Origin of the sequence: Faecalicatena faecalis, assembly GCF_012524165.2 — a bacterium.
GTDB lineage: Bacteria > Bacillota > Clostridia > Lachnospirales > Lachnospiraceae > Faecalicatena_A > Faecalicatena_A faecalis.
Window position 1 is genome coordinate 144,254 of record NZ_JABACJ020000003.1, and the last position, 21,013, is coordinate 165,266.

Here is a 21,013-nt window from a genome sequence, read left to right on the forward strand (position 1 = left end):
TTCCCACCACATAAAGCAAGCCTGGAATCGTTTGATTCCAGGCTTATTTACTAACATTCTTTCTATTCGATCTGCCAATCGATCGGCGTTATCCCGTTTTTCTCAAGAAATTGATTCGTCTGGCTGAAAGGACGGCTTCCAAAAAATCCTCTGTATGCTGACAGTGGACTTGGATGCGGTGCCTGTAAAATCAGGTGCTTTGGATTATTGAGCATCGCTTTCTTCCTCTGTGCCGGACTTCCCCACAAGATAAACACAATCGGACGGTCCTGCGCATTGAGTACCTTGATTGCCGCGTCTGTGAATTCCTCCCAACCGATTCCCCTGTGGGAATTGGCCTGGTGTGCACGTACCGTCAATACTGTATTGAGCATTAAGACACCCTGCTCGGCCCACTTTGTCAGGCAGCCATGGTCTGGAATCGTACAGCCCAAATCATCATGCAGCTCCTGATAAATATTCACCAGGGAAGGGGGCACATCCACTCCCTTCTTTACGGAAAAGCACAGTCCATGCGCCTGCCCGTTATTATGATAAGGATCCTGTCCCAGAATGACCACCTTCACATCCTTAAGAGGCGTCAGATGAAACGCATTGAAGATATCATTTGCGGGTGGAAATATCAGCCGGGTATGATACTCCTGATTCACAGTCGTAAATAATTGTTTGTAATAGTCCTTTTTAAATTCATCCTTTAGTGCTTCATACCAGTCGCCATTGAGTCCTGCCATCTCTCATTTACTCCTATCCTGTGTATTCTTTCTATAATCGTACTGAAATCCCTTCTCTTTGAAGGTACTCTTTTACTTCCCGTATCTCCAGCTCCTTGTAGTGGAACAAAGAAGCCGCCAGTGCCGCGTCTGCTTTCCCATCTGTCAAAGCCTCCTTAAAGTGCTCCAGTTTTCCTGCTCCGCCGGATGCAATGACAGGGATGGATACATTTTCGGCAATCGTGCGGGTCAGCTCCAGATCATAGCCTGCCTTTGTCCCGTCGCAGTCCATACTTGTCAGCAGGATTTCTCCCGCGCCAAGGCTCTCCACCTTTTGGGCCCATTTTACAGCATCGATACCGACATCGATCCGGCCGCCGTTCTTATAGATATTCCATCCACTTCCATCTTCTCGTTTCTTCGCATCAATCGCCACGACAACACACTGACTTCCAAACTTCTCCGCTGCATCGTGAATCAGCTCCGGTGTATTGATCGCAGAGGAATTGATGGAGATCTTATCTGCCCCCTCCCGCAAGAGTGCACGGAAATCCTCCACTGTACGTATACCGCCGCCCACTGTGAATGGGATAAATACACACTGTGCCACCTTACGCACCATATCCACGACAGTCTCTCTGGCATCAGAGGATGCCGTAATATCCAGAAATACCAGTTCGTCCGCTCCTGCCTCGTCATAAGCCTTCGCAATCTCGACCGGGTCACCCGCATCCTTAAGATCCACGAAGTTCACTCCCTTTACCACTCTGCCCGCATTCACATCCAGACAGGGGATGATTCTTTTTGTAAACATCTCATTCCCTCCTATGTAAGTTCCACAAAATTCTTCAATATCTTCAGGCCTACATCACTGCTCTTCTCTGGATGGAACTGGCAGGCAAATACATTCCCGGATTCCACGGATGCGTGAATATGAGTACTATACTCGGTGGAAGCTTTTACAATGCTCTCATCCTTGGCCTTTAAGTAATAAGAATGTACAAAGTAAACATAGGACTGTTCTGGTATCCCCTCGAACAATCTGCCTCCATGCTCCAAATGCAGCGAATTCCATCCCATATGAGGAATCTTAAGCCCTTCCTTCTCTGGTATACGCAGAATCTCTCCCTTTAATACACCCAGCCCCTCTACGCCCGGTGCTTCTTCACTTCTCTCAAATAGAAGCTGCAGTCCCAGGCAGATTCCTAAAAATGGCGTTCCTTTTGCCGCGACCTCACGAATCACCTGATTAAGCCCTGTTCTTTTCAAATTCGCCATTGCATCACCAAAAGCCCCGACACCGGGGAGAATCACTTTATCTGCTTTCAGGATTTCCTCTCTATCTCCAGTAATCACAACATCTTGTCCCAGGGATAAAAGTGCCTTTTCCACACTCTTGATATTACCTGCATCATAATCAATTATTGCTATCATCTGTTAACCCTCATTTCTCTCTTCCTCTGCCGGACACTTTTCGCCTGTCCCTGCATCTAATTCAAACCAGAATTCTACTCCATTTTCAAAGTTCCTGACCCCATATTCCTGCTGAAAGGATTCCATGATCGCCTTCACGATGGAAAGCCCGATTCCATTCCCGCCATACTCACGGGTATGCGCCTTGTCTACTTTATAGAACTTGTCCCAAAGCTTCGTCAGGTCCTCCTCTGGTATCGGCTTTCCGCTGTTGAACACGGTTATCTTGACTACATTTCCCTTGGAAATCACTCTGATTTCAATCCGTTTTTCATTCTCTACATGGTGAATCGCATTCGTAATATAATTGCGAAGCACCTGCTCTGTCTTAAACTCATCCGCCCACACGCAGACACTTTCATCTGCAATAAAATCTACCGTGGCCTCGGCCTGCTGTATCAATATCTCACAGCTCGCAAGTACACCTCGTATCAGGCTTACGATATCAAAGCGCTCAAATTCCACATCATCATCTCCGAATTCCAACTGATTCAGAATCAGAAGATTCTTGACCATGCGGTTCATCTTTCCCGCTTCATCCATGATGACATCACAATAAAATTCACGGCTCTCAGGGTCCTCACTGATTCCTTCCTTAAGACCTTCTGCATATCCTTGTATCAATGCGATCGGGGTCTTTAGCTCGTGAGAAACATTCCCTAAGAACTCATTGCGCATGTTCTCTAACTTTTCCTTCTGCTCAATATCCTTCTTAAGTCGGTTATTTGCACTTTTTAATTCAGAGACTGTCTTCTCCAGACGCTGGGACATGATATTAAAATTCCTGCCCAGCACCCCAATCTCGTTCTCTCCGCCGCTTGTGTACTTAGCATCAAAATCCAGATCTGCCATCCGTTGGGACAAAACTGCCAGCTCCTTGATTGGATCCGTAATCTTTCTCGAGAAGAACCATACCAGAAGTCCGCCTAACAGGATTGCGATTCCGCCCATGTACACCAGGAACTTATTCGCCAGATCTGCACTCTCCCGGATACTCTCAAGGGGGCTGCGCATAACAAAAATAGTTCCGCTGGACATATTCCCCCACATCTCCAGATATTCCGTACCATTCACAAAATCCTTCGTCTTATAGATTTTATAGGAATCTGTACTTTTTAATATCTTCCCTTTATCCTGATTCTTATCGAATATATATGCAAAAAGCTTCAGATAAAGTGGACTTGTTGCATCCCGCACAGTCGAAAATATAATATTTCCATCCCCATTGCCATCGGGCTGCACGACAATCACAGAGAGATTCCCCTTCTCAGTCTTGCGGACCAGCTTATTGATCGCAGCTTCGTCCTTGATGTCCCCTTTCTGGATCTCTGTATCAATTGAGTTGTACATATCCAGCAAATCTGCCTGTTTGTGTACAATATAATACTCTTCCAAAAACCCAGAGTTCGCCGCAAACATCAACACCAGGATAAAGATGATCAGACCGACGAAGACTACCATCATCTGCCGTCTTATGGAATGTCTCATGCTTCCACCTCGAATTTATATCCCATCCCCCAGATGGTCTTGATATATTCTCCCTTATCTCCCAGCTTGCTGCGTAGCTTCTTGACATGGGTATCGATGGTTCGTGCATCACCAAAGTAGTCATAATTCCATACATTATTCAGAATCTTCTCTCTAGAAAGCGCAATCCCCTGGTTCTCCACGAAATAGGACAATAATTCAAATTCTTTATAGCTTAAATCGATCGTCTTGTCCCCGATCTTCACAATATGTGCGGCCTTGTCGATGATAATGCCGCCTGCATCCATCACATCTCCGACCTCCACGCCCTGCGTCCTGCGCAGAATCGCTTCTACCCTTGCCACCAGGATCTTCGGGCTGAACGGCTTGGAGATATACTCATCTACTCCCAGCTCGAAGCCCTGCAGCTCGTCCCTTTCCTCTGCCCTGGCAGTGAGCATAATGATCGGAACCTTCGAGTGTTCCCGCACCTCCCGGCACACCTGCCAGCCATCCATCTTAGGCATCATCACATCCAGAATGATGAGGGCGATGTCTTTATCCGCATAGAACATATCCATCGCCTCCATGCCATCTCCTGCTTCCAATACGGTATATCCTTCCCTTGTAAGAAAATCCTTTACAAGCTTGCGCATCCTGCTTTCATCATCCACAACTAAAATTTTTGCTTTCTCCATCCTAATCGTCTCCTATCCGCATGATTACTCTGATCTATTTTTTGTATCATATCAGGTAAATATGGCAAAACTGTGAATTTGTGCGGTTTTGGGGCACTTTATCTGCTCCTGCACCGTACACTTTGGTGCACACATCGTCTGAGTATTCGAATTTATTCCACACTCTTTAAGGATTCTACCATATTGATCCTCTTTAGTTTGAAGTACATTACCCCATTTACAAAGAAAGAAAATCCCAGCGTGATCAGAAAACTGTAAATAAAACTGCTCAGGTCGATATTTCTTCCGAACATGACAGAATCAATCTCCACCGTCACAATGACGAATTGATGCAAGATCCTGCCCAGCACCATTCCGAACAGGGCGCCTATCACTGTCAGGATAATATTTTCACGGTACACATATGCGGAAACCTCATTATCATAAAATCCTAATACCTTCAATGTTGCCAGCTCCCGCTGACGCTCTGTGATATTGATATTATTCAAGTTATAAAGGACCACGAAGGCCAGCATGCCCGCAGAAATCACAAGGACGACCAGAACAATATTCAGACTGCCCAGCATATCGTCCAACTGCTCCTCCAGAGTATTCGTATAGCTGACACTCAAAGCTCCTTTCGTCTCCAGAACGTATTCACCGACCCTCTCCACATCGTCTATTTTTCCGTCCTTCATCTTATAGTAGATGGAATTATAATCCGGTGACCGGCCAAATAGCTCCTCATACAATCCCGGTGTCATATACAGATAGTGTCCCATATAATTTTCACAGATACTCTCGATTCTGACCTTGATTTCTCCTTTTTCATCGTCTTTGATCGTAATGGAATCACCGGCCTGCACATCCAGAGTTTTTGCCATCTTCTCTGTCAGTATCGCACCTTTATCGTCCAGTTTATACGTCTTGCCCGTTACTCTGTTCTTAAATACTACGAAATCGTAGAAGCCCTTCACATCCTTTGGAACATCCAAATACACATCCTTCTTCGTCTTGCCATGACCGACCTCTACCTGCTGCAGCAGGTTTTCCGCAGTGTTCTCTACTCTTTTGTCCTCTGACAGCCTGTCATAAGCTTCCTGCTTCTGCTGCGTGGAGGCATCCTCATCCAGAATGACATTCCCGTCATAAAGCTGGATATCATTATATTGAAATACAGCGATATCAAAAATAGAATCCTTCAGCCCGAATCCGACCAGCAAGAGGGCCATACATCCCCCGATTCCGAATACGGTCATGAAAAACCGCTTTTTATAACGGACCAGGTTGCGCACGGTTGCCTTCCAGATAAAGCTCAGGCGGCGCCAGATAAATGGGATGCGCTCCATGAAAACTCGTTTTCCCTGCTTTGGTGCCGGTGGACGCATCAGCTCCGCTGCCTGTTCCCTCATCTCACGGAAGCAGGAGAATATCGTTGCAAGCAGTGTACAGGCAAGTGCTGCCAGTGAAGCGGCCAATCCATAGAAGAGATTATATGGAATCTCGACCGTATGGATATGCTGATACATGATTCCATATGCAGTAATAATGATATAGGGCAGTATCTTCTCACCAATCAATACACCCACAATGCTTCCGCTGACCGTTGCGAGCAGCGCATAGCCCAAATACTTTCCTGCAATGGAATGCCTCTCATATCCAAGAGCTTTCAAGGTCCCGATCAATGTCCTCTGCTCTTCCACCATACGTGTCATAGTCGTCAGACTGATCAAAGCTGCCACTAAGAAAAACAGTACCGGGAAGACTTCTCCGATTGCCTTCATGCGGTCTGCATTTTCTCCGTAACCTGTATATTCTGTCAGCGCATTCCTATCGTAGATATACCATTTTGCATGTTCGATCTTACTAATATCATACTCCGCATCCTGAATCTTTTTCTCGCCATCTGCAATCTTTTTATCTGCATCTTCCTTGGCATCGTCATATTCCTTCTGGGCATCATTCAATTCCTGCTCTTTTGAAGCAATCTCGCTCTGTGCACTGTCCAGATCACTTAGGCCCTGCTCCACCTGTGCCCAGCCGTTATTGATCTCTAGTTGTCCAGAGTCGAGCTGAGCCCTGGCTGCCTCGACCTGGGCGCGCGCCGCCTCGATCTGCTGTTCTCCTTCTGTGATCTTCGCGCCTAACACTTGCAGTGTGCCGAGAGTCTGTGGATCTGTCATCCCACTTGCAGACAAGGCGTTATACTGCTCCTTGGCCTGATTCAGCTCATCGATCTTGCCATTCAGTGTGTCGATCTGCGCATTCAGGTCATCATATCCCTGATCCACTTCTGCCTGTTTATCATTCAATTGATTCCTGGAATCCTCTAACCTTGCATATCCATCTGCGACCTCTGCCCTGGCATCCCCAAGCTTTGTCCTGCCATCATCCAGCTTTGCCTTGGCGTCCCCTAATTTCTCATCCGCCTCTTTCTTGGCATCATTCAATTCCTTCTTCGCATCATCCAGCTTCTCATTCGCCTCATCGACGATTTCCTGGTATCTGGCCTCTTCCCGGAACTTTTTAATCGTCTCGACGTTGTCAGATACCTCCTCGATCCTGTCATCATACGCGGCCGTAAATGCAGTCAGCTTCTTTGCTCCATCTACAGAGGCGTAGATCTCCGTGTAGACATCCATATCAAAGCTGTTATCCGGCACACTGATAAATCCACTGACTGTACCTGTGCCGATCGTGCTGCTGCCTCTGTGGAAAGAAATATAACATGGACTGCTGGCTGTACCCACGATGGTATATGTATCCGTTTTCAACGTATCCTTGATATCATCCTCTGTCCCAGAGGTAAAAGTAATCTTATCCCCAATCTTATATTCACTGGAGGCGATAAAATCCACATCCACAAGGCACTCATCCGCCTTCTTGGGGAGCCGTCCTTCTTCCACGGTCACCTCATTCATGGTGGGAAGAAGAGACATAATATGTACGACCTTTTTGCTGTCCCTCACCGAACATAAGGCATCCACAGAGTACCCCGGTTCGACCTTCCCGATACCGTCCACATCTTCCAATGCCTTCACATCATCCTTCGTCAGTCCCAATGTGCTGACTACCTTAATATCCATCAAATTCTTTTCATCAAAATACGCATCTCCCGACAGACGCATATCCGGCTCCGCTGAACGGATTCCAGAAAAAAACGCAACGCCGATTGCAACGATGAAAAAAATAGAAAGAAAACGCCCCAGACTGCGGCGTATTTCCATATAAAAATCTTTTCTCAGCGCCTTTTTGCTCATGTGTATGCCCTACCATTCTATTTCGTCAATTGATACCGGATGCTCATTGACTTCCATTTTGGATACCTTTCCGTTCTTGATCCGGATTAATCTGTCTGCCATCGGCGCAAGAGCTGAATTATGGGTGATAATAATTACGGTCATGCCACGCTCCCGGCACATGTCCTGGAGCAGCTTTAGGATTGACTTTCCTGTATTGTAATCCAGGGCTCCCGTAGGCTCGTCACAGAGTAAAAGCTTCGGATTCTTTGCAAGTGCACGAGCAATGGAAACTCTCTGCTGTTCTCCCCCGGAAAGCTGTGCCGGGAAATTGTTCAGCCGGTCCCCGAGTCCGACCTCTTCCAGCACCTCCTGGGCATCCAACGGATTCTTACAGATCTGCAGAGCTAATTCCACATTCTCCAGAGCAGTCAGGTTCGGGACCAGATTATAGAACTGGAAGACAAAACCAATATCATTCCTCCGGTATCCTGTTAGCTGCCTTGCATTGAAACCGGTGATATCCGCACCATCCACCGTGATTTTGCCGCTTGTCGCGGTATCCATTCCTCCTAAAATGTTCAGGACTGTGGTCTTGCCGGCACCACTTGGTCCTACGATGACCACTAGCTCGCCTTTGCGAATCGCAAAATCGATTCCATCAACTGCCCGAATCTCCACCTCTCCCATTTTATAGATTTTTGTAATTTCCTCTAGCTTCACAAAATCTTCCATTCTGCATCTCCTCGTCTGCCTCAGGGCCAGCACAAAACATGCTCTTAAACCCTGTTCTATCTTTCTTTTTCATTTGTAAACTCTTGATTCGCCTTGACAGCTTTCCGAAACAGAAGCAATCCTGCCAGGAACATGACAGATAATGCACTGACTCCAATATTCACATTTCCCGTAAGCTGACTCAATACGGACACAAAGGCTGTCCCGAATATGGAAGCCCCTTTTCCGCATATGTCATAGATTCCAAAATATTCACCGGATTTTTCCGCCGGAATGATCTTCGCAAAATAGGAACGTGAAAGCGCCTGTATAGTTCCCTGGAACATTCCCACCAAGACTGCCAGTATCCAGAAATCAAGCTGCGTATCCAGCCCATATGCATAAAGTGCGATTCCCAAATATGCCGCAATACAAATCGTAATGATTGTCGTGGAAGAGATCTTCTTCACCAGTCTGCTGAAGATCAAGACACAAGGAAATGCCACGATTTGTGTCAAAAGCAGTGCTAGCAGAAGCCCTGTACTGTCCAGCCCCAGTGCCTGCCCATACGCGGTAGCCATATCAATGACAGTATACACCCCATCTATATAGAAGAAAAAGGCAAGCAGAAAAATAAAAACATGCTTCTCCTTCACAATATCCCTAAAGGTATGCCCTAAACGCACGAAACTGTTCTTCACAACATTTCCTGCTGACTCAACAAAATACTTCTGTTTATAAGAAGTAAGTAAAGGTACCGCTGACAACAGCCACCAGATTCCTGTGATCAGAAATGCGATTACCATGGAGGCCTGCATCCCCAGTCCCAGTTTTCCCCCGCCCAATACAACGGCAAGACTTGCGATAAATGGAATACAGCTTCCAATATATCCCCATGCAAATCCCTGGGATGAAACAGTATCCATCCTCTCCGGCTCTGTCACATCTGTCAGCATCGCATCATAGAAAATAAGACTGGATGAATATCCCGTCTTCGCCAGAATAAATATCCCCAAAAACCAGATCCAGGAAGACAGAAATCCCAGCACAACGCATCCAATCACGCCGATACCAAGAAAAATAGAAAAAATGACCTTCTTGTAATTTCTTGTATCTGCAACAGCCCCCAGTATTGGGCCCAGAATTGCAACTAAAAGGGTACAAATGGAGGTGGCATATCCCCAGTAAGCCAGATAATTCACCGATGAAATTCCTGCCTGATCTGCCAAATGATTAAAATAAATCGGGAAAATCGTTGCTACTAACATTGTGAATGCAGAATTTCCAACATCATACAATACCCACTTCTTCTCTAACGCTGTCAATTTAAACTTCATAAAAGTCCCCCTCAGATTACTCTATGCAAAATTCCGTGTTTCCAAAACCTCTATCCCATAAAAATACTGCTATACAGCATACCTCTTTTCAATATTTTCCCTTGAAAGTCTTTACAACGGCAGCTTTTCCCAATTATCACCTGCTCCAAATGTCTCATGGAACCGCGCAGGCAGTTCTGCATTCTGAAATAAGGCTTTTTGATATTGGATGATTAGCCCCGCTGCCAGCGGTACGGCTCCCGCATAAAGCTTCTTTAATAACAGACAATACTTCTCACATTCCTGATTTGGTTCCTCGCTCATTACCATACCATGTTTAGAATCATAGCACCCGGCCATCTTCATTGCAGTAAAGAGGAACTTCCTTCTTCCCTTGGTCGGTGCCATCAACAGCTTGTGATAGGTAATCATCGAGCTTAGGCACTTCTTAATCGTCTCCGGCGTCATATCCTCAAAAAATGGAGCGATGATCTTTGCATTCTGCATATCTGGATGTATATGCTTTGTTCCCAAATAAGTCAGCGGATTGATATGATCCTCTGTCAGCAGATAACGGTCAAATTCCATCTCGATCTCAGAATGGCTGATACCGCTCACCTGTATCATCTTCTCAATGTACTTATGACATTCACTGTCCAGTGCGAAGTGACAGATAAATCCATACATATATGCTCGTGCTGCCGCTGGACTCTCTGATTCTTCGATCACCTTGACCGCCTTCTTAAAAAACTCGTCGGCCATCTTATCATGCATCTCATACCCCTGTCCGTTCACCGGATTAGAAGAAAGTGCTTTATAATAAAACAGGATGTCCGGTCCGTGCAGTCCTATATCAAACAGGGCCCTGTTGTTCTCGACCGATGTCTCAAGCGGTCTTGGCAGGGTGCTGATCACATCTTTTCCGAATCTGTAATGTGCATACGTAGTTGGCATAGTTAACAACCTCTTTTCTTCTTATTTTTATATATTCCCCCTCTTACCCAATATATTATCACAGAAATCACGTAAAGAAACCAGTATATCATGAAAATTTTATGTAAAAAATAAAGGATTAAATCTACGGAGTCACTAGAAAACAGAATTATTCTATCCCAGTCAATAAAATAAGCAAAATTGAATTCTATCTTTATCAGGATTCTGTCGAATAATGCTAAAACAACTCTTAAATTTTCACCTTATTAATTCATAATTATTAGAAAAGTTGCACAAAAAAAGGCTGTATATTTGCCCTTCTTAGTGTTATAATACCCAACGTGTGGTAAATCAAAAGGAGGTAATTGTATGAAAATACCAGAAAGGCTTCATGAACTAAGAACGCTGATGGCAGAAAAGGGGATAGACATTTATGTCGTGCCTACAGCAGACTTCCACCAGAGTGAATATGTTGGGGAACATTTCAAGGCTAGGAAGTACATCACAGGATTTACTGGTTCAGCAGGTACAGCAGTCATTACTCAGGAAGAGTCAGGGCTGTGGACAGACGGAAGATATTTTCTGCAGGCAGGTGAGCAGCTAAAAGAAACGACAGTCAAGCTGTTCAAAATGGGGGAACCAGGAGTTCCATCCGTAGAAGATTATGTGGCATCCAAGCTGCCTAAAAAAGGCACACTCGGATTCGACGGCCGCGTCATCTCTATGGGAGAAGGACAGGCGTTCGAAAACGTGATACGCCAAAAAGATGCTATGATTCAGTACAGCTATGATCTGATTGACGACATATGGACGGACCGTCCTCCATTGTCCGAGGAACCAGCATTTGCGCTTGGTACTGAGTATACTGGAGAGAGCACGCAATCCAAGCTTTCACGTGTGCGTTCTGCAATGAAAGATGCAGGGGCGACAGCACATATCATCACGTCACTGGATGATGTTGCATGGCTTCTGAATATCAGAGGGAATGACATTGAATTCTTCCCCCTCGTTCTCAGCTATGCAATTGTGACAATGGAAAAAGCTGATTTATTCATCGATGAGAGAAAATTAAGCGAATCCATGAAAGCAGACCTTGAAAAGGACGGTGTTATTCTTCACCCGTACAATGATATCTATGAGTCAGTAAAGAATTTTACAGCCGAAGATGTTCTGCTCATCGATCCTGATCGTATGAACTATGCACTGTACAACAATATCGGTGCAGATGTTAAAAAAGTTGAGATGCAGAATCCAACAGTTCTTATGAAAGCAATAAAGAACCCTGTTGAGATTGAAAACATTAAAAAGGCTCACGTCAAAGATGGTGTTGCACATACTAAATTCATGTACTGGCTGAAACATCAGATTGGAAAAGAAACGATTACTGAAATGAGCGCTTCTGATAAACTTGAAGCATTCAGGGCAGAACAGGAAGGATTTATTCGTCCGAGTTTTGAACCGATCTGCGCATTTGGCGAGCACGGTGCGATTGTACATTACTGCTCCACACCGGAGACAAATGTGGAATTGAAAGAAGGCACATTATTCCTGACCGATACAGGCGGCGGATATTATGAAGGGTCAACAGATATTACCAGAACAGTGGCACTTGGGGAAATACCACAATACATGAAAGATCATTTTACCGCTACAGTCGAGAGTAATCTGCAGCTTGCACATGCAAGATTTTTATATGGATGCAATGGTGTGAATCTGGATATCCTTGCAAGAACACCCTTCTGGCGTCAGAACCTGAACTACAATCATGGAACAGGTCATGGAGTCGGATATCTGATGAACATTCACGAGGCACCGACCGGAATCAGATGGCAGTATCGCCCGAGCGATTCCCATCAGTTTGAAGAGGGAATGATCATCACGGATGAACCAGGAATCTATATCGCAGGCTCCCATGGAATCCGTATTGAGAATGAACTCCTTGTATGTAAAGGTGAAAAGAACGAATACGGACAGTTCATGTATTTTGAACCAATTACATATGTACCGTTCGATCTGGATGCCATTAATCCAGACCTTCTGACAGCAGAAGAAAAAGTATGGTTAAATGAATACCATAAAACAGTCTATGACACCATCTCCCCTTATTTAAGTGAGGAAGAGAATGAGTGGCTGAAAGAATACACAAGAGAAATTTAACAAAAAAGAACTGGAAAGAGTAGGGATTTAATCATGGCAGAAAATGCAAAACAAAAACATCCAATAGGACTCTGGCTTGCGAACATTTCAATTGCATTACAGAGTTATTCAGGATATGCAGTATCCTCAGTATTAGTATTATTCCTGACCGCTGACATCAGCCAGAACGGTCTGGGTCTTACCGTTACAAAAGCAGCTTCCATTATTGGACTTTATCAGGGAATCAACTATATGGGATCTCTGGTCGGAGGTTACATAACTGACAGATGGCTGGGCATACAAAAATCGCTGGCTCTCGGAGCATTTATCACAGCATGTGGTTACCTGGTATTGTTCTTTGCAAAACCAAATGTACTTAACGTATGGGCAGGTCTGATCGTTCTGATTATCGCAGGAGCATTCTTCAAAGGACAGATCAGTTCACTTGTCGGTGCGCTCTACAGCAAGAATGAACTGTCCAGAAAAGATGCCGCATATAGTATTTTCTATATGTTTACGAACATCGGATCTTTCTTCGGACCGATCGTTGCAGGATTTATTTCTGATAAGTGGTTCGCTACAGTCACTGCTGAAGGCGAAATCGCGGCTTATGGATATAAATATATCTTCCTTATGGTAGCAGTTGTAATGTTCATCGTATGCGCACTGGTCATTGTACTTTCTCCGAAGTGGCTCGGTGACGTTGGAAAATACCCGGCTGCAAAACAGGCTGCAAAAGAAACTAAGAGTGGAAAGAATAACAGCGGACAACTGACAAAGACTGAGAAAAACAGAATTAAGGCAATGGTGATCATGTTCCTGTTCGTAGTCTTATTCTGGGCAGCTTGGTATCAGACATCCACATCCTTCTCACTGCTTGCCAACACAATGGTCAACAGAAAACTGGGCGGATTTACAGTGCCGGTTCCGTGGCTGACATCATTTAACGGAATCCTCTGCGTAGTTTTGTCTCCAATCATCGGAAGTATATGGTTAAAGCTTGCGAACAGCAAAAAGGGAGACCTCTCAATCCCGACAAAGATGGGACTTGGAATGATTATCACAGGCGGAGCATTTATTACTCTGATTCTTGGAATTGCAACACTCGGCGGAGTAACAGACGGAAGCAGAAAAATGAACCTGATATTTGTTCTTCTCGCATACTTCCTTCTGACAGTCGGAGAGCTTTGCCTTTCCCCGATCGGTATGGCTATGTTCAATAAACTGGCACCTGCAAAATACAGTTCACTTGCAATGGGTGCATGGTACTTAAGCTTCTTCTTTGCGAATCTGATTTCTGGTAAACTTGCAGGATTTACAGATACAATGGGATATACACAGATCTTTGGTGTGATCGCGGGAGTCGTTATCATATTTGGTGTGATCCTGATCTTTATGAGAAAGGGTCTGTTGAATCTGATGGCACTGGACGAGTTCGACCAGGAGTCATAAATATGATATAATCAGATGCAGAACAAACGGGCGTATTGCTTTACAGTGATATGGCCCGTTTCGTTATGAGAATACCAATTGAATCTAAAAATATATGTAAAAAAATGTAATCTTTTCTGAATGCCTTGACTTTACAAGACCTTTTATATAGAATAGATATGCAATAACATCTAAGGGCTTGTACTGGTTTCGACAGGGATCTTGAAGATGGAGAAGCTATCCGCAGGCTGATGCGTCAAATCGCAAAATTAAAATTAAACGCTAACGATAATTTCGAATTAGCTGCAGCCTAAATGCTGCATGTCAGCCCCGGGGCACCCGCACCTTGGGAATCTGGCACCGACTATGCGGGAAACGATATTGGCAAAGCTTTGAGCCAGTAGGCGTATCATGAAGCTACTGAAACCGTAAGGGTGTTAGTTCCCGTACGGCTTAGGGAATGAAAAAGAACTGACTATGATAGTAGAAGTACATGGGATAGGTTTTTGGACGCGGGTTCGATTCCCGCCAGGTCCACTTAAAGACGAAGAGTCGAACTCTTTGATGCTTCTATCCAAGAATATGTTCGCACAATATTTTGACTAAAAAAGGACAGATTGCTCTGTCCTTTTTTTGCCCCCATTATTCCTGTGTCCTCCTCATAACCTTCTTTACAAAAACCCTATTGTTACAGGCTTTTATGCAGTAGATCCAATACCGTCTTGAGTGCCCCTGCTTCCATCTGCCCCGGTGCAGAGGTCTTTCCAACCGCACCGAAGGTCAAAGCTGATCCGAACACTTCCCCGCACAGACGGCTGATCACGCCGTCCGCAGCCATGGACATGGTAATGATGGGTCGGTCGGCATATTGAGAGGCCATCTCTTCCGTTGCGGCAAGCAGTGTCAGTACATCCTTCTTACACTTCGGCATCACCGCAATTTTCGGAATATCCGCCCCCAGCCTCTGCATCCTTACCAGCCGGGAGACAATTTCCTGTTGATCCGGCGTCTTCTGGAAATCATGGTTCGACATTATGACTTTCACTCCGCATTCATGGGCTGCTTCCACAATCTGTCTGACAGCCTCATCCCCCGTAAACATTTCCACATCTACCAGATCCACAGATTTCGTTCTCGCGGCTTCTTGATTCAGCTTGATGTAGTCCTCTTCTGTAATTGTCTTTTCTCCCCCTTCTTTTGAGGTACGGAAAGTAAACAAAAGCGGCATCTCATCAAGAATGGTCCGAAGCCCTTTCAAGGTCTCTTTGACCTTCCCGAAGTCAGACACATCTTCATACCAATCTACACGCCATTCCACTACATCTACGCTCAGCTTTTTTATTTCCTTCGCTGCTCTTAAGATTTCCTCCTGTGAAGTGCCTACAATCGGAACACAGATTTTTGGGATTCCGGTGCCGATTTCTATATTTCTGACTTTTACTGAATTCATAAAAAACTCCTTTTATCTACAAAATCATTATTGAAACCTTATATTAAATGCGTACTTTCCAGTTTTTCCGTGAATGCATCATTCAGCTTGATGATCGGTGTCCGAAGTACTAATCCCAGGAACAAAGATGCTAACAGGAAGATTCCTAAGATTCCCAGTTCCCTCCAATAGGTCATTCCATACATACCTCCGATACATTCCCGCATAGCCGCCATACTATGTGTGAACGGCAGGAGCGGATAGACCTTCTGGAAAAATTCTGGTGCTACCTCGATTGGAAATGTTCCTCCCGATCCAGCCACCTGCATGACCAGAAGCACCACGCAGACTGCCTTTCCAATATCCCCGAAGGAAACCGTAAGGGTATAGATAATATTCACAAATACAATGCTGGTGAACCATCCTGCCAGCAGGAATAAAAATGGATGCTTGCACTGAATCTCCAGATAATATAAATCTCCCAGACAAATCAGACCGCTCTGCATCAGGCCGATGATCAAAAACAAGACATACCGCCCCAGATACATCTGGTGGTTCTTTACCTTCGTCATTCCTTCCAAAGAGGCTTCTGAAACCTGTACCTTGAGCATGGCAACTAATACAATACCGCCCACCCAGATTGCCAGTACGGAATAAAACGGTGACATAGAAGAACCATAGTTTTCCACTGGATACAATTTTTCTGTTGCCAGGTTGACCGGGGAAGATAAAAAGGCTGTGATACTGTCTTTATCCCCTCCTATGATTGTCTCCAATGTCTGAAAGTCACCTGCTGCCTGTGCCTTTTTCAACCGGTCTACCGTGGCAGATAGTCTGGTGGCTGCTTTATCAAGCAATGCACTGGATGTCTCCAACGTTTCTCTTACCTGAGTCAAATCAGAGGAAGCCGAGCCGGATAACTGATAGACACCAGACGCGCTTTGATCCACCTGATCCAAAAGCCCGGAAATACTGTTCTTTGTATCTCCCAGGGAAGCATAAAGGCTTTCCAGGTTGTTTTTTACATTCTGTTCGTAATCTGACTTCACCTCTGCAATACTCTGTTTGCTCTGTCTCAGAAGTTCATCCATCTCTTCCTTAGAAACTGAGGAACCGCCCTCATGATTTCTGACGGATTCGGCCGCCTTACTCAATCGCTCCTTAAGGGTAGTCTGGACCGCGGTAGATTCATTCAACTTGCCGATGATCTTCCCTGTGGCAGGAGCAATTTCAGGATGTTCCTCACCAAGCTGGGATAAGACTGGGGTGAGCGTGTCTGCCAAGGACTGGTATGCGTCTGCCATCGTTCCTGCTTTTCCTGCCAGGCCATCCAAGATATCTGCTGCTCCCTGAGTATCCGACGAAAGAGAGGATAACGTATCCTGGAGGGTCTGGGCAATCTGTTCATAATAATCTCCGCTTTCTGCCAAGGCCTGATTCACGCCCTCTGTTGCCCCTGATATTGCCCCCTGCATGTCAGAAAAGGAAGTCTCTGTCTTTTCTAGTGCATCCAGACTGTGATCCGAATGTTCCTCCGACTGCTTTAAGAATGCGGAGGTCGTCTCCAACATCTTCTGCGTCGATTCTGTCAAAGAGGAAAATGCTTGAATCGTACCGGATGCTGCATTCAGTTCTTGAGAGTTCTTCTCCAAATTGGCAATCAGGGTCGCCGCAATGGAATCTGCCCCCTTTGCATCTGCGGTATCTGCCACCGCCTGCATCGCTGAAATGGCAGTATTCGAAATCGTTTCTATGAAAACCTCCTTGACCTGTGTCTGGATCGCACTTGCTCCTTTATCTGTTACCTTGGGAGCAATCGCATTTTCCTTTGCATTTGAGTAATATGTAATCTTGGGGTTTGTCACATTTTTCGAGAAAAGGCTCATCATATTTTTACTGAAATCTTCTGGTATGACGATCGCAGCGTAATACTTTCCCGACTTTACGCCGTCCAAAGCCTTCTCCTGATTCGTAAATGTCCAGTCTAACTGATCATTTTCCCGCAGAGCAGACAGCACGTTGTTTCCCAGATTCAGGGTGACAGGGACTAAATCGCCCTCGTAGCCTTTGTCGACACTTGCCACCGCGACCTTAAGATTCTTTGTATTCCCATAAGGGTCCCAGCTCGCCGCAATATTGAACCATGCATAGAGGGCCGGGACGACCGTAATTCCCAAAATGACGATCCAGGCAATGACATTTTTATGGAACCTTTGCACGTCTCTTTTAAATATGTTCCCTATATTTCTCATTCGTCATCCCTCCCTTTCATAGCTTTTAATAGCTCTTCCTGCGTCAGTTCTCCAAGCTGGATCTGGCGTTTCAGACGTTCATGAATATATTCCAGACAGATCAGATACACTGCAATTATGATGAGGGACACGATCCACAGGACCAGAAATACAATTTTTGACTCAATACTGAACATCAGCACCAGAAAAATAAGCGGCAGGATCAGCATTGCCGCAAATCCGATCCGTATCTGCCTCTGATAACCTGCTTCAAAGACTGCCGCCTTTGCAACAATCTCTTCTCTCAGCGTCTTATCGCCCATCAATGCTTTTACAACGAGTGTAAGCTGTGTCCTCTCACGTTTCTCCGCCTGTGTCTCTGCAAGCATCAAATCAGTCTCGGAAAGCTTTTTATCAAACAGATAGTTCAAATTCATAAGTAGTACACGCAGCCCCAGCCCGATCAGGAAGGCAATCGGAAGGTATACGGCCAGGCAGAGCAAGTTCTTTGCGAACTCATGCTGGTACATTCCGGCAATAGCCTCTCTCATCGCATTGATCCCATATGTAAATGGCAGAAGCGGATGAAGCTTCTGGAAAAATGCAGGAGTCATCTCAATCGGATAGGTACCTGCGGAACCTGGAATCTGCAGGATGACGAGTACCACGCACAGAGCCTTTCCGATATGCTTAAAGGTGATCGCCAGCGCATAGATCAGGTTCACATAAATAAAGGAACAGAACATTCCTGCCAACACAAAGGCCGCGGGATGGAGGCACTGTACCTTTAAGAGCCACAGATCACCGAGGCAGACAATCAGCCCCTGAATCAGACCGAGCACCATAAAGAGCATCCAGCGTCCGAAATAAGCGCTCGTTGTAGAGAACTTATGTACCTTCTCATCCTTATCCACCTCCAGCTTCAGGATGGAGATCAGGACGATACCACCGACCCAAAGTGCTAGATTCGTATAAAACGGTGTCATAGAGGAGCCATAATTTTCCACGCTATATAGTGTCTCACTCTCAATCGTAACAGGAGACTGCATAAAATCGGCAATGGAATCTGCATCCAGGCCTTCCAGTGAAATGAACTTTTTATATGCTTGAGAGCTCTGCAGTGCTTTAAGATCTGTTGTCACCTGGGAGAGGCGTCCACCAAGAGAAGATATAGCTTCTCCGGTCTGTCCCAGTGTATGGACACTATCCGTAAGACTGCCCTTTAGCTGATTCAAGATATCCTTCATCTGCTCAGCAGACGCAGAGACCCCTGACAATGTCGCAGACAGACTTCCACTCAAAGAAGCAAAGGTATCTAATGACTGGTTCAACTGCGGCAATAACCTCTGATCAAAGGAATTGCGATATCCCTTCAGCGACTCTCTGCTTTGAGAAATCAATGTCTCTAACTGCTTCTTTGTACCATCTGCAGTAGTCAGTGCATTTTCCACACTCGCATTTCCATCATTCAGGGAGGACAAAAATTCCTCATATTGTCCGTTCTGTGCCTCTAAATCGGCGATGGCCTGATCTACCTTAGCGGTAATCCCCTCCAGGGCTCCATCCGGCAGCTTACTTTGAAGCTCACTGCTCAATTCCTGTAAGTCGCCCAGAAGTCTATTGTTGAGGTCCACAAGACTCCCCACAGAATCGATCCCGTTCCCGATCACTCCATTGATCGTCTCGGCCTGTGATTTCAGACTGCTGAGCCGATCTGATGCCGAACCATAGATGTCATTTAAACGATTCTCTCCATCCGACAGATTTTGTGAGAATGTGGTAGAGAACTGGCCAATAGAATTCCGACTTCCCTGTAAAGGTGAGTTCGAATCATCAAATGCTGCCGCTCCAGAATTTGCCGCCGATTTTACACCATCCAATGTGGCAAGGGAATCGTCGATCAGGGTCGAACTACTCCCCACTGTGTCCTGAAAATTTTTCAAGATCTTCTGATATTGGTCCAGATTCCCCTGAATCTCATCCAGCATGAACATGACATCCGTATTCATCTGATTCATATCCCCGGACACCTTCGTCACAGACGATTGAATCAGCTTCGATATCGTCTCGGCCGCCACAGAAGAAAACGTATCGTTGATCTCCTGCTGCACAGTTCCTGCCCCCGTATCTGTAATCTTCGGAGCGATTGCATTCTTCTTTTCATTTATATAGTAGGAGAGCTGTGCCTTTCTCGGTTCACCTGAAATCACACTCAGCAGAGAGGCACTGAAATTATCTGGTATCACGATTGCCGCATAGTATTTGCCGGACCGGACTCCCTCCACCGCTTTATTCTCATCTACAAAGGTCCATCCCAGTTGATCATTCTCCTCCAAATTCTCTACAATGCTGTCTCCTGCATTAAGGGAAAGCATTTCATTCTTTGCTCCTTCATCATTATTCGCTATGGCCACTTTGATGCCCTGGGTATTACTGTAAGGATCCATATTCGCCGCAATATTAAACCAGGCATACAAAGAAGGCAGGACACATACGCCTGCCATCACGATCATCGCAACTTTATTATGAAAAAGCCGCTGTATATCTCTCTTAAAAATCTGAAACGATTTCTTCATGCACTTAACCCTCCTGTTTTTGGACAAAGTACTGCCTCTCTGCGGCAATACATTTACTAAAGTATACCAAAAATCACATCGGAAATCTATTATCAAAAATGACGAATGGTCAGATTTTTAAAGATACTTTTTGTGCAGGCAGCCAAGTTCTTAACACCCCGAGGCTGCCTGCTGACATGTTCCTATTTCTCCATCACAGAATTATCCCAGATTCCGTACTTTGAACTCTCTTTGAGCCTCTCGTTTCTGGTCCTTCTTCGCGATATCATCCCGTTTATCATATAACTTTTTACCTTTCGCCAGCCCAATCTCCACTTTTACAAGGCTGCCGCTGAAATACACGCGCAGGGGAACCAGTGTATTTCCTTTCTCCTTCATCTTACCGAATAGTTTATTGATCTCATTTTTATGAAGAAGAAGCTTCCTCACACGCAGCGGGTCTTTATTGAAGATATTCCCCTTCTCATATGGACTGATGTGCATCCCGTAGATGAACATCTCTCCGTTCTCAATTCGGATAAAGGCCTCCTTAATACTGCACTGCCCCATCCGCAGGGACTTCACCTCTGTCCCATGCAGGACGATGCCGGTCTCATATTTCTCCAGTATAAAATAATCATGGTATGCTTTTTTGTTGTTGGCAATCAACTTGCCCTCTGTCTTAGCCATCGCATTTCCCTC

Annotated in this window: 15 protein-coding genes and 1 other RNA gene; 3 read left to right on the forward strand and 13 right to left on the reverse strand. The window is 45.3% G+C overall.

Translation table 11 applies throughout. From position 1 onward, the window contains the following. Positions 1-62 precede the first annotated feature (62 nt). The 9 genes from ung to HGO97_RS05095 all read right to left on the reverse strand — a co-directional run bounded on the left by ung (position 63) and on the right by HGO97_RS05095 (position 10,550). A complete protein-coding gene (ung, locus tag HGO97_RS05055) occupies positions 63-731 on the reverse strand; it encodes a uracil-DNA glycosylase (RefSeq protein ID WP_216240042.1) in 669 nt (222 codons plus the stop codon). Between the two features lie 31 nt (positions 732-762). Then, positions 763-1,524 (reverse strand): imidazole glycerol phosphate synthase subunit HisF, encoded by a 762-nt coding sequence (gene hisF, locus HGO97_RS05060; protein WP_216240044.1) that lies wholly within the window; start codon positions 1,522-1,524, stop codon positions 763-765. An 11-nt stretch (positions 1,525-1,535) separates the two neighbouring features. After that, positions 1,536-2,144 carry an imidazole glycerol phosphate synthase subunit HisH gene (gene hisH, locus HGO97_RS05065; RefSeq protein ID WP_216240047.1) on the reverse strand — a complete coding sequence of 203 codons (609 nt, stop codon included), beginning with the start codon at positions 2,142-2,144 and terminating at the stop codon, positions 1,536-1,538. Between the two features lie 3 nt (positions 2,145-2,147). Continuing rightward, positions 2,148-3,671, reverse strand: a complete 1,524-nt coding sequence (locus tag HGO97_RS05070) for a sensor histidine kinase (RefSeq protein ID WP_216240049.1) — start codon at positions 3,669-3,671, stop codon at positions 2,148-2,150. After that, entirely contained in the window at positions 3,668-4,348 is a 681-nt protein-coding gene (locus HGO97_RS05075; protein WP_216240051.1) for a response regulator transcription factor, read from the reverse strand. Before HGO97_RS05075 ends, HGO97_RS05070 begins: the two co-directional genes overlap by 4 nt. A 152-nt stretch (positions 4,349-4,500) precedes the next feature. After that, positions 4,501-7,587: an FtsX-like permease family protein gene (locus tag HGO97_RS05080; protein ID WP_216240052.1), complete on the reverse strand. Its 3,087-nt coding sequence runs from the start codon at positions 7,585-7,587 to the stop codon at positions 4,501-4,503. Positions 7,588-7,596: 9 nt separating this feature from the next. After that, positions 7,597-8,301, reverse strand: a complete 705-nt coding sequence (locus HGO97_RS05085; RefSeq protein WP_216240053.1) for an ABC transporter ATP-binding protein — start codon at positions 8,299-8,301, stop codon at positions 7,597-7,599. Between the two features lie 56 nt (positions 8,302-8,357). Next, complete coding sequence (locus HGO97_RS05090; RefSeq protein WP_216240054.1) at positions 8,358-9,617, reverse strand: MFS transporter; 1,260 nt, start codon at positions 9,615-9,617, stop codon at positions 8,358-8,360. A gap of 111 nt (positions 9,618-9,728) precedes the next feature. Beyond that, on the reverse strand, positions 9,729-10,550 hold the full coding sequence (locus tag HGO97_RS05095) for a zinc dependent phospholipase C family protein (RefSeq protein WP_216240055.1): 822 nt from the start codon (positions 10,548-10,550) through the stop codon (positions 9,729-9,731). Positions 10,551-10,898: 348 nt separating this feature from the next. Between HGO97_RS05095 and HGO97_RS05100 the strand changes: the two genes are divergently transcribed. The 3 genes from HGO97_RS05100 to ssrA all read left to right on the forward strand — a co-directional run bounded on the left by HGO97_RS05100 (position 10,899) and on the right by ssrA (position 14,636). Then, positions 10,899-12,686, forward strand: coding sequence for an aminopeptidase P family N-terminal domain-containing protein (locus tag HGO97_RS05100; protein WP_216240056.1), 1,788 nt, complete (start codon positions 10,899-10,901; stop codon positions 12,684-12,686). Positions 12,687-12,719: 33 nt separating this feature from the next. Then, the gene (locus HGO97_RS05105) at positions 12,720-14,117 is read left to right on the forward strand and encodes a peptide MFS transporter (protein ID WP_216240057.1); all 1,398 of its coding nucleotides are present in this window, start codon (positions 12,720-12,722) and stop codon (positions 14,115-14,117) included. 174 nt (positions 14,118-14,291) lie between these two features. Then, positions 14,292-14,636, forward strand: a transfer-messenger RNA (tmRNA) gene (gene ssrA / locus HGO97_RS05110). Between the two features lie 148 nt (positions 14,637-14,784). Here ssrA and aroD read toward each other — a convergent pair. From aroD to smpB, 4 genes are all read right to left on the reverse strand, one after another. Next, a complete protein-coding gene (gene aroD, locus HGO97_RS05115; protein ID WP_216240058.1) occupies positions 14,785-15,546 on the reverse strand; it encodes a type I 3-dehydroquinate dehydratase in 762 nt (253 codons plus the stop codon). A gap of 38 nt (positions 15,547-15,584) precedes the next feature. Beyond that, positions 15,585-17,777, reverse strand: coding sequence for a YhgE/Pip domain-containing protein (locus HGO97_RS05120; RefSeq protein WP_216240060.1), 2,193 nt, complete (start codon positions 17,775-17,777; stop codon positions 15,585-15,587). After that, positions 17,774-20,332 (reverse strand): YhgE/Pip domain-containing protein, encoded by a 2,559-nt coding sequence (locus HGO97_RS05125; protein ID WP_216240062.1) that lies wholly within the window; start codon positions 20,330-20,332, stop codon positions 17,774-17,776. Before HGO97_RS05125 ends, HGO97_RS05120 begins: the two co-directional genes overlap by 4 nt. 201 nt (positions 20,333-20,533) lie before the next feature. Next, the gene (gene smpB / locus HGO97_RS05130; RefSeq protein WP_216240257.1) at positions 20,534-21,001 is read right to left on the reverse strand and encodes an SsrA-binding protein SmpB; all 468 of its coding nucleotides are present in this window, start codon (positions 20,999-21,001) and stop codon (positions 20,534-20,536) included. Between the last annotated feature and the right edge of the window lie 12 nt (positions 21,002-21,013).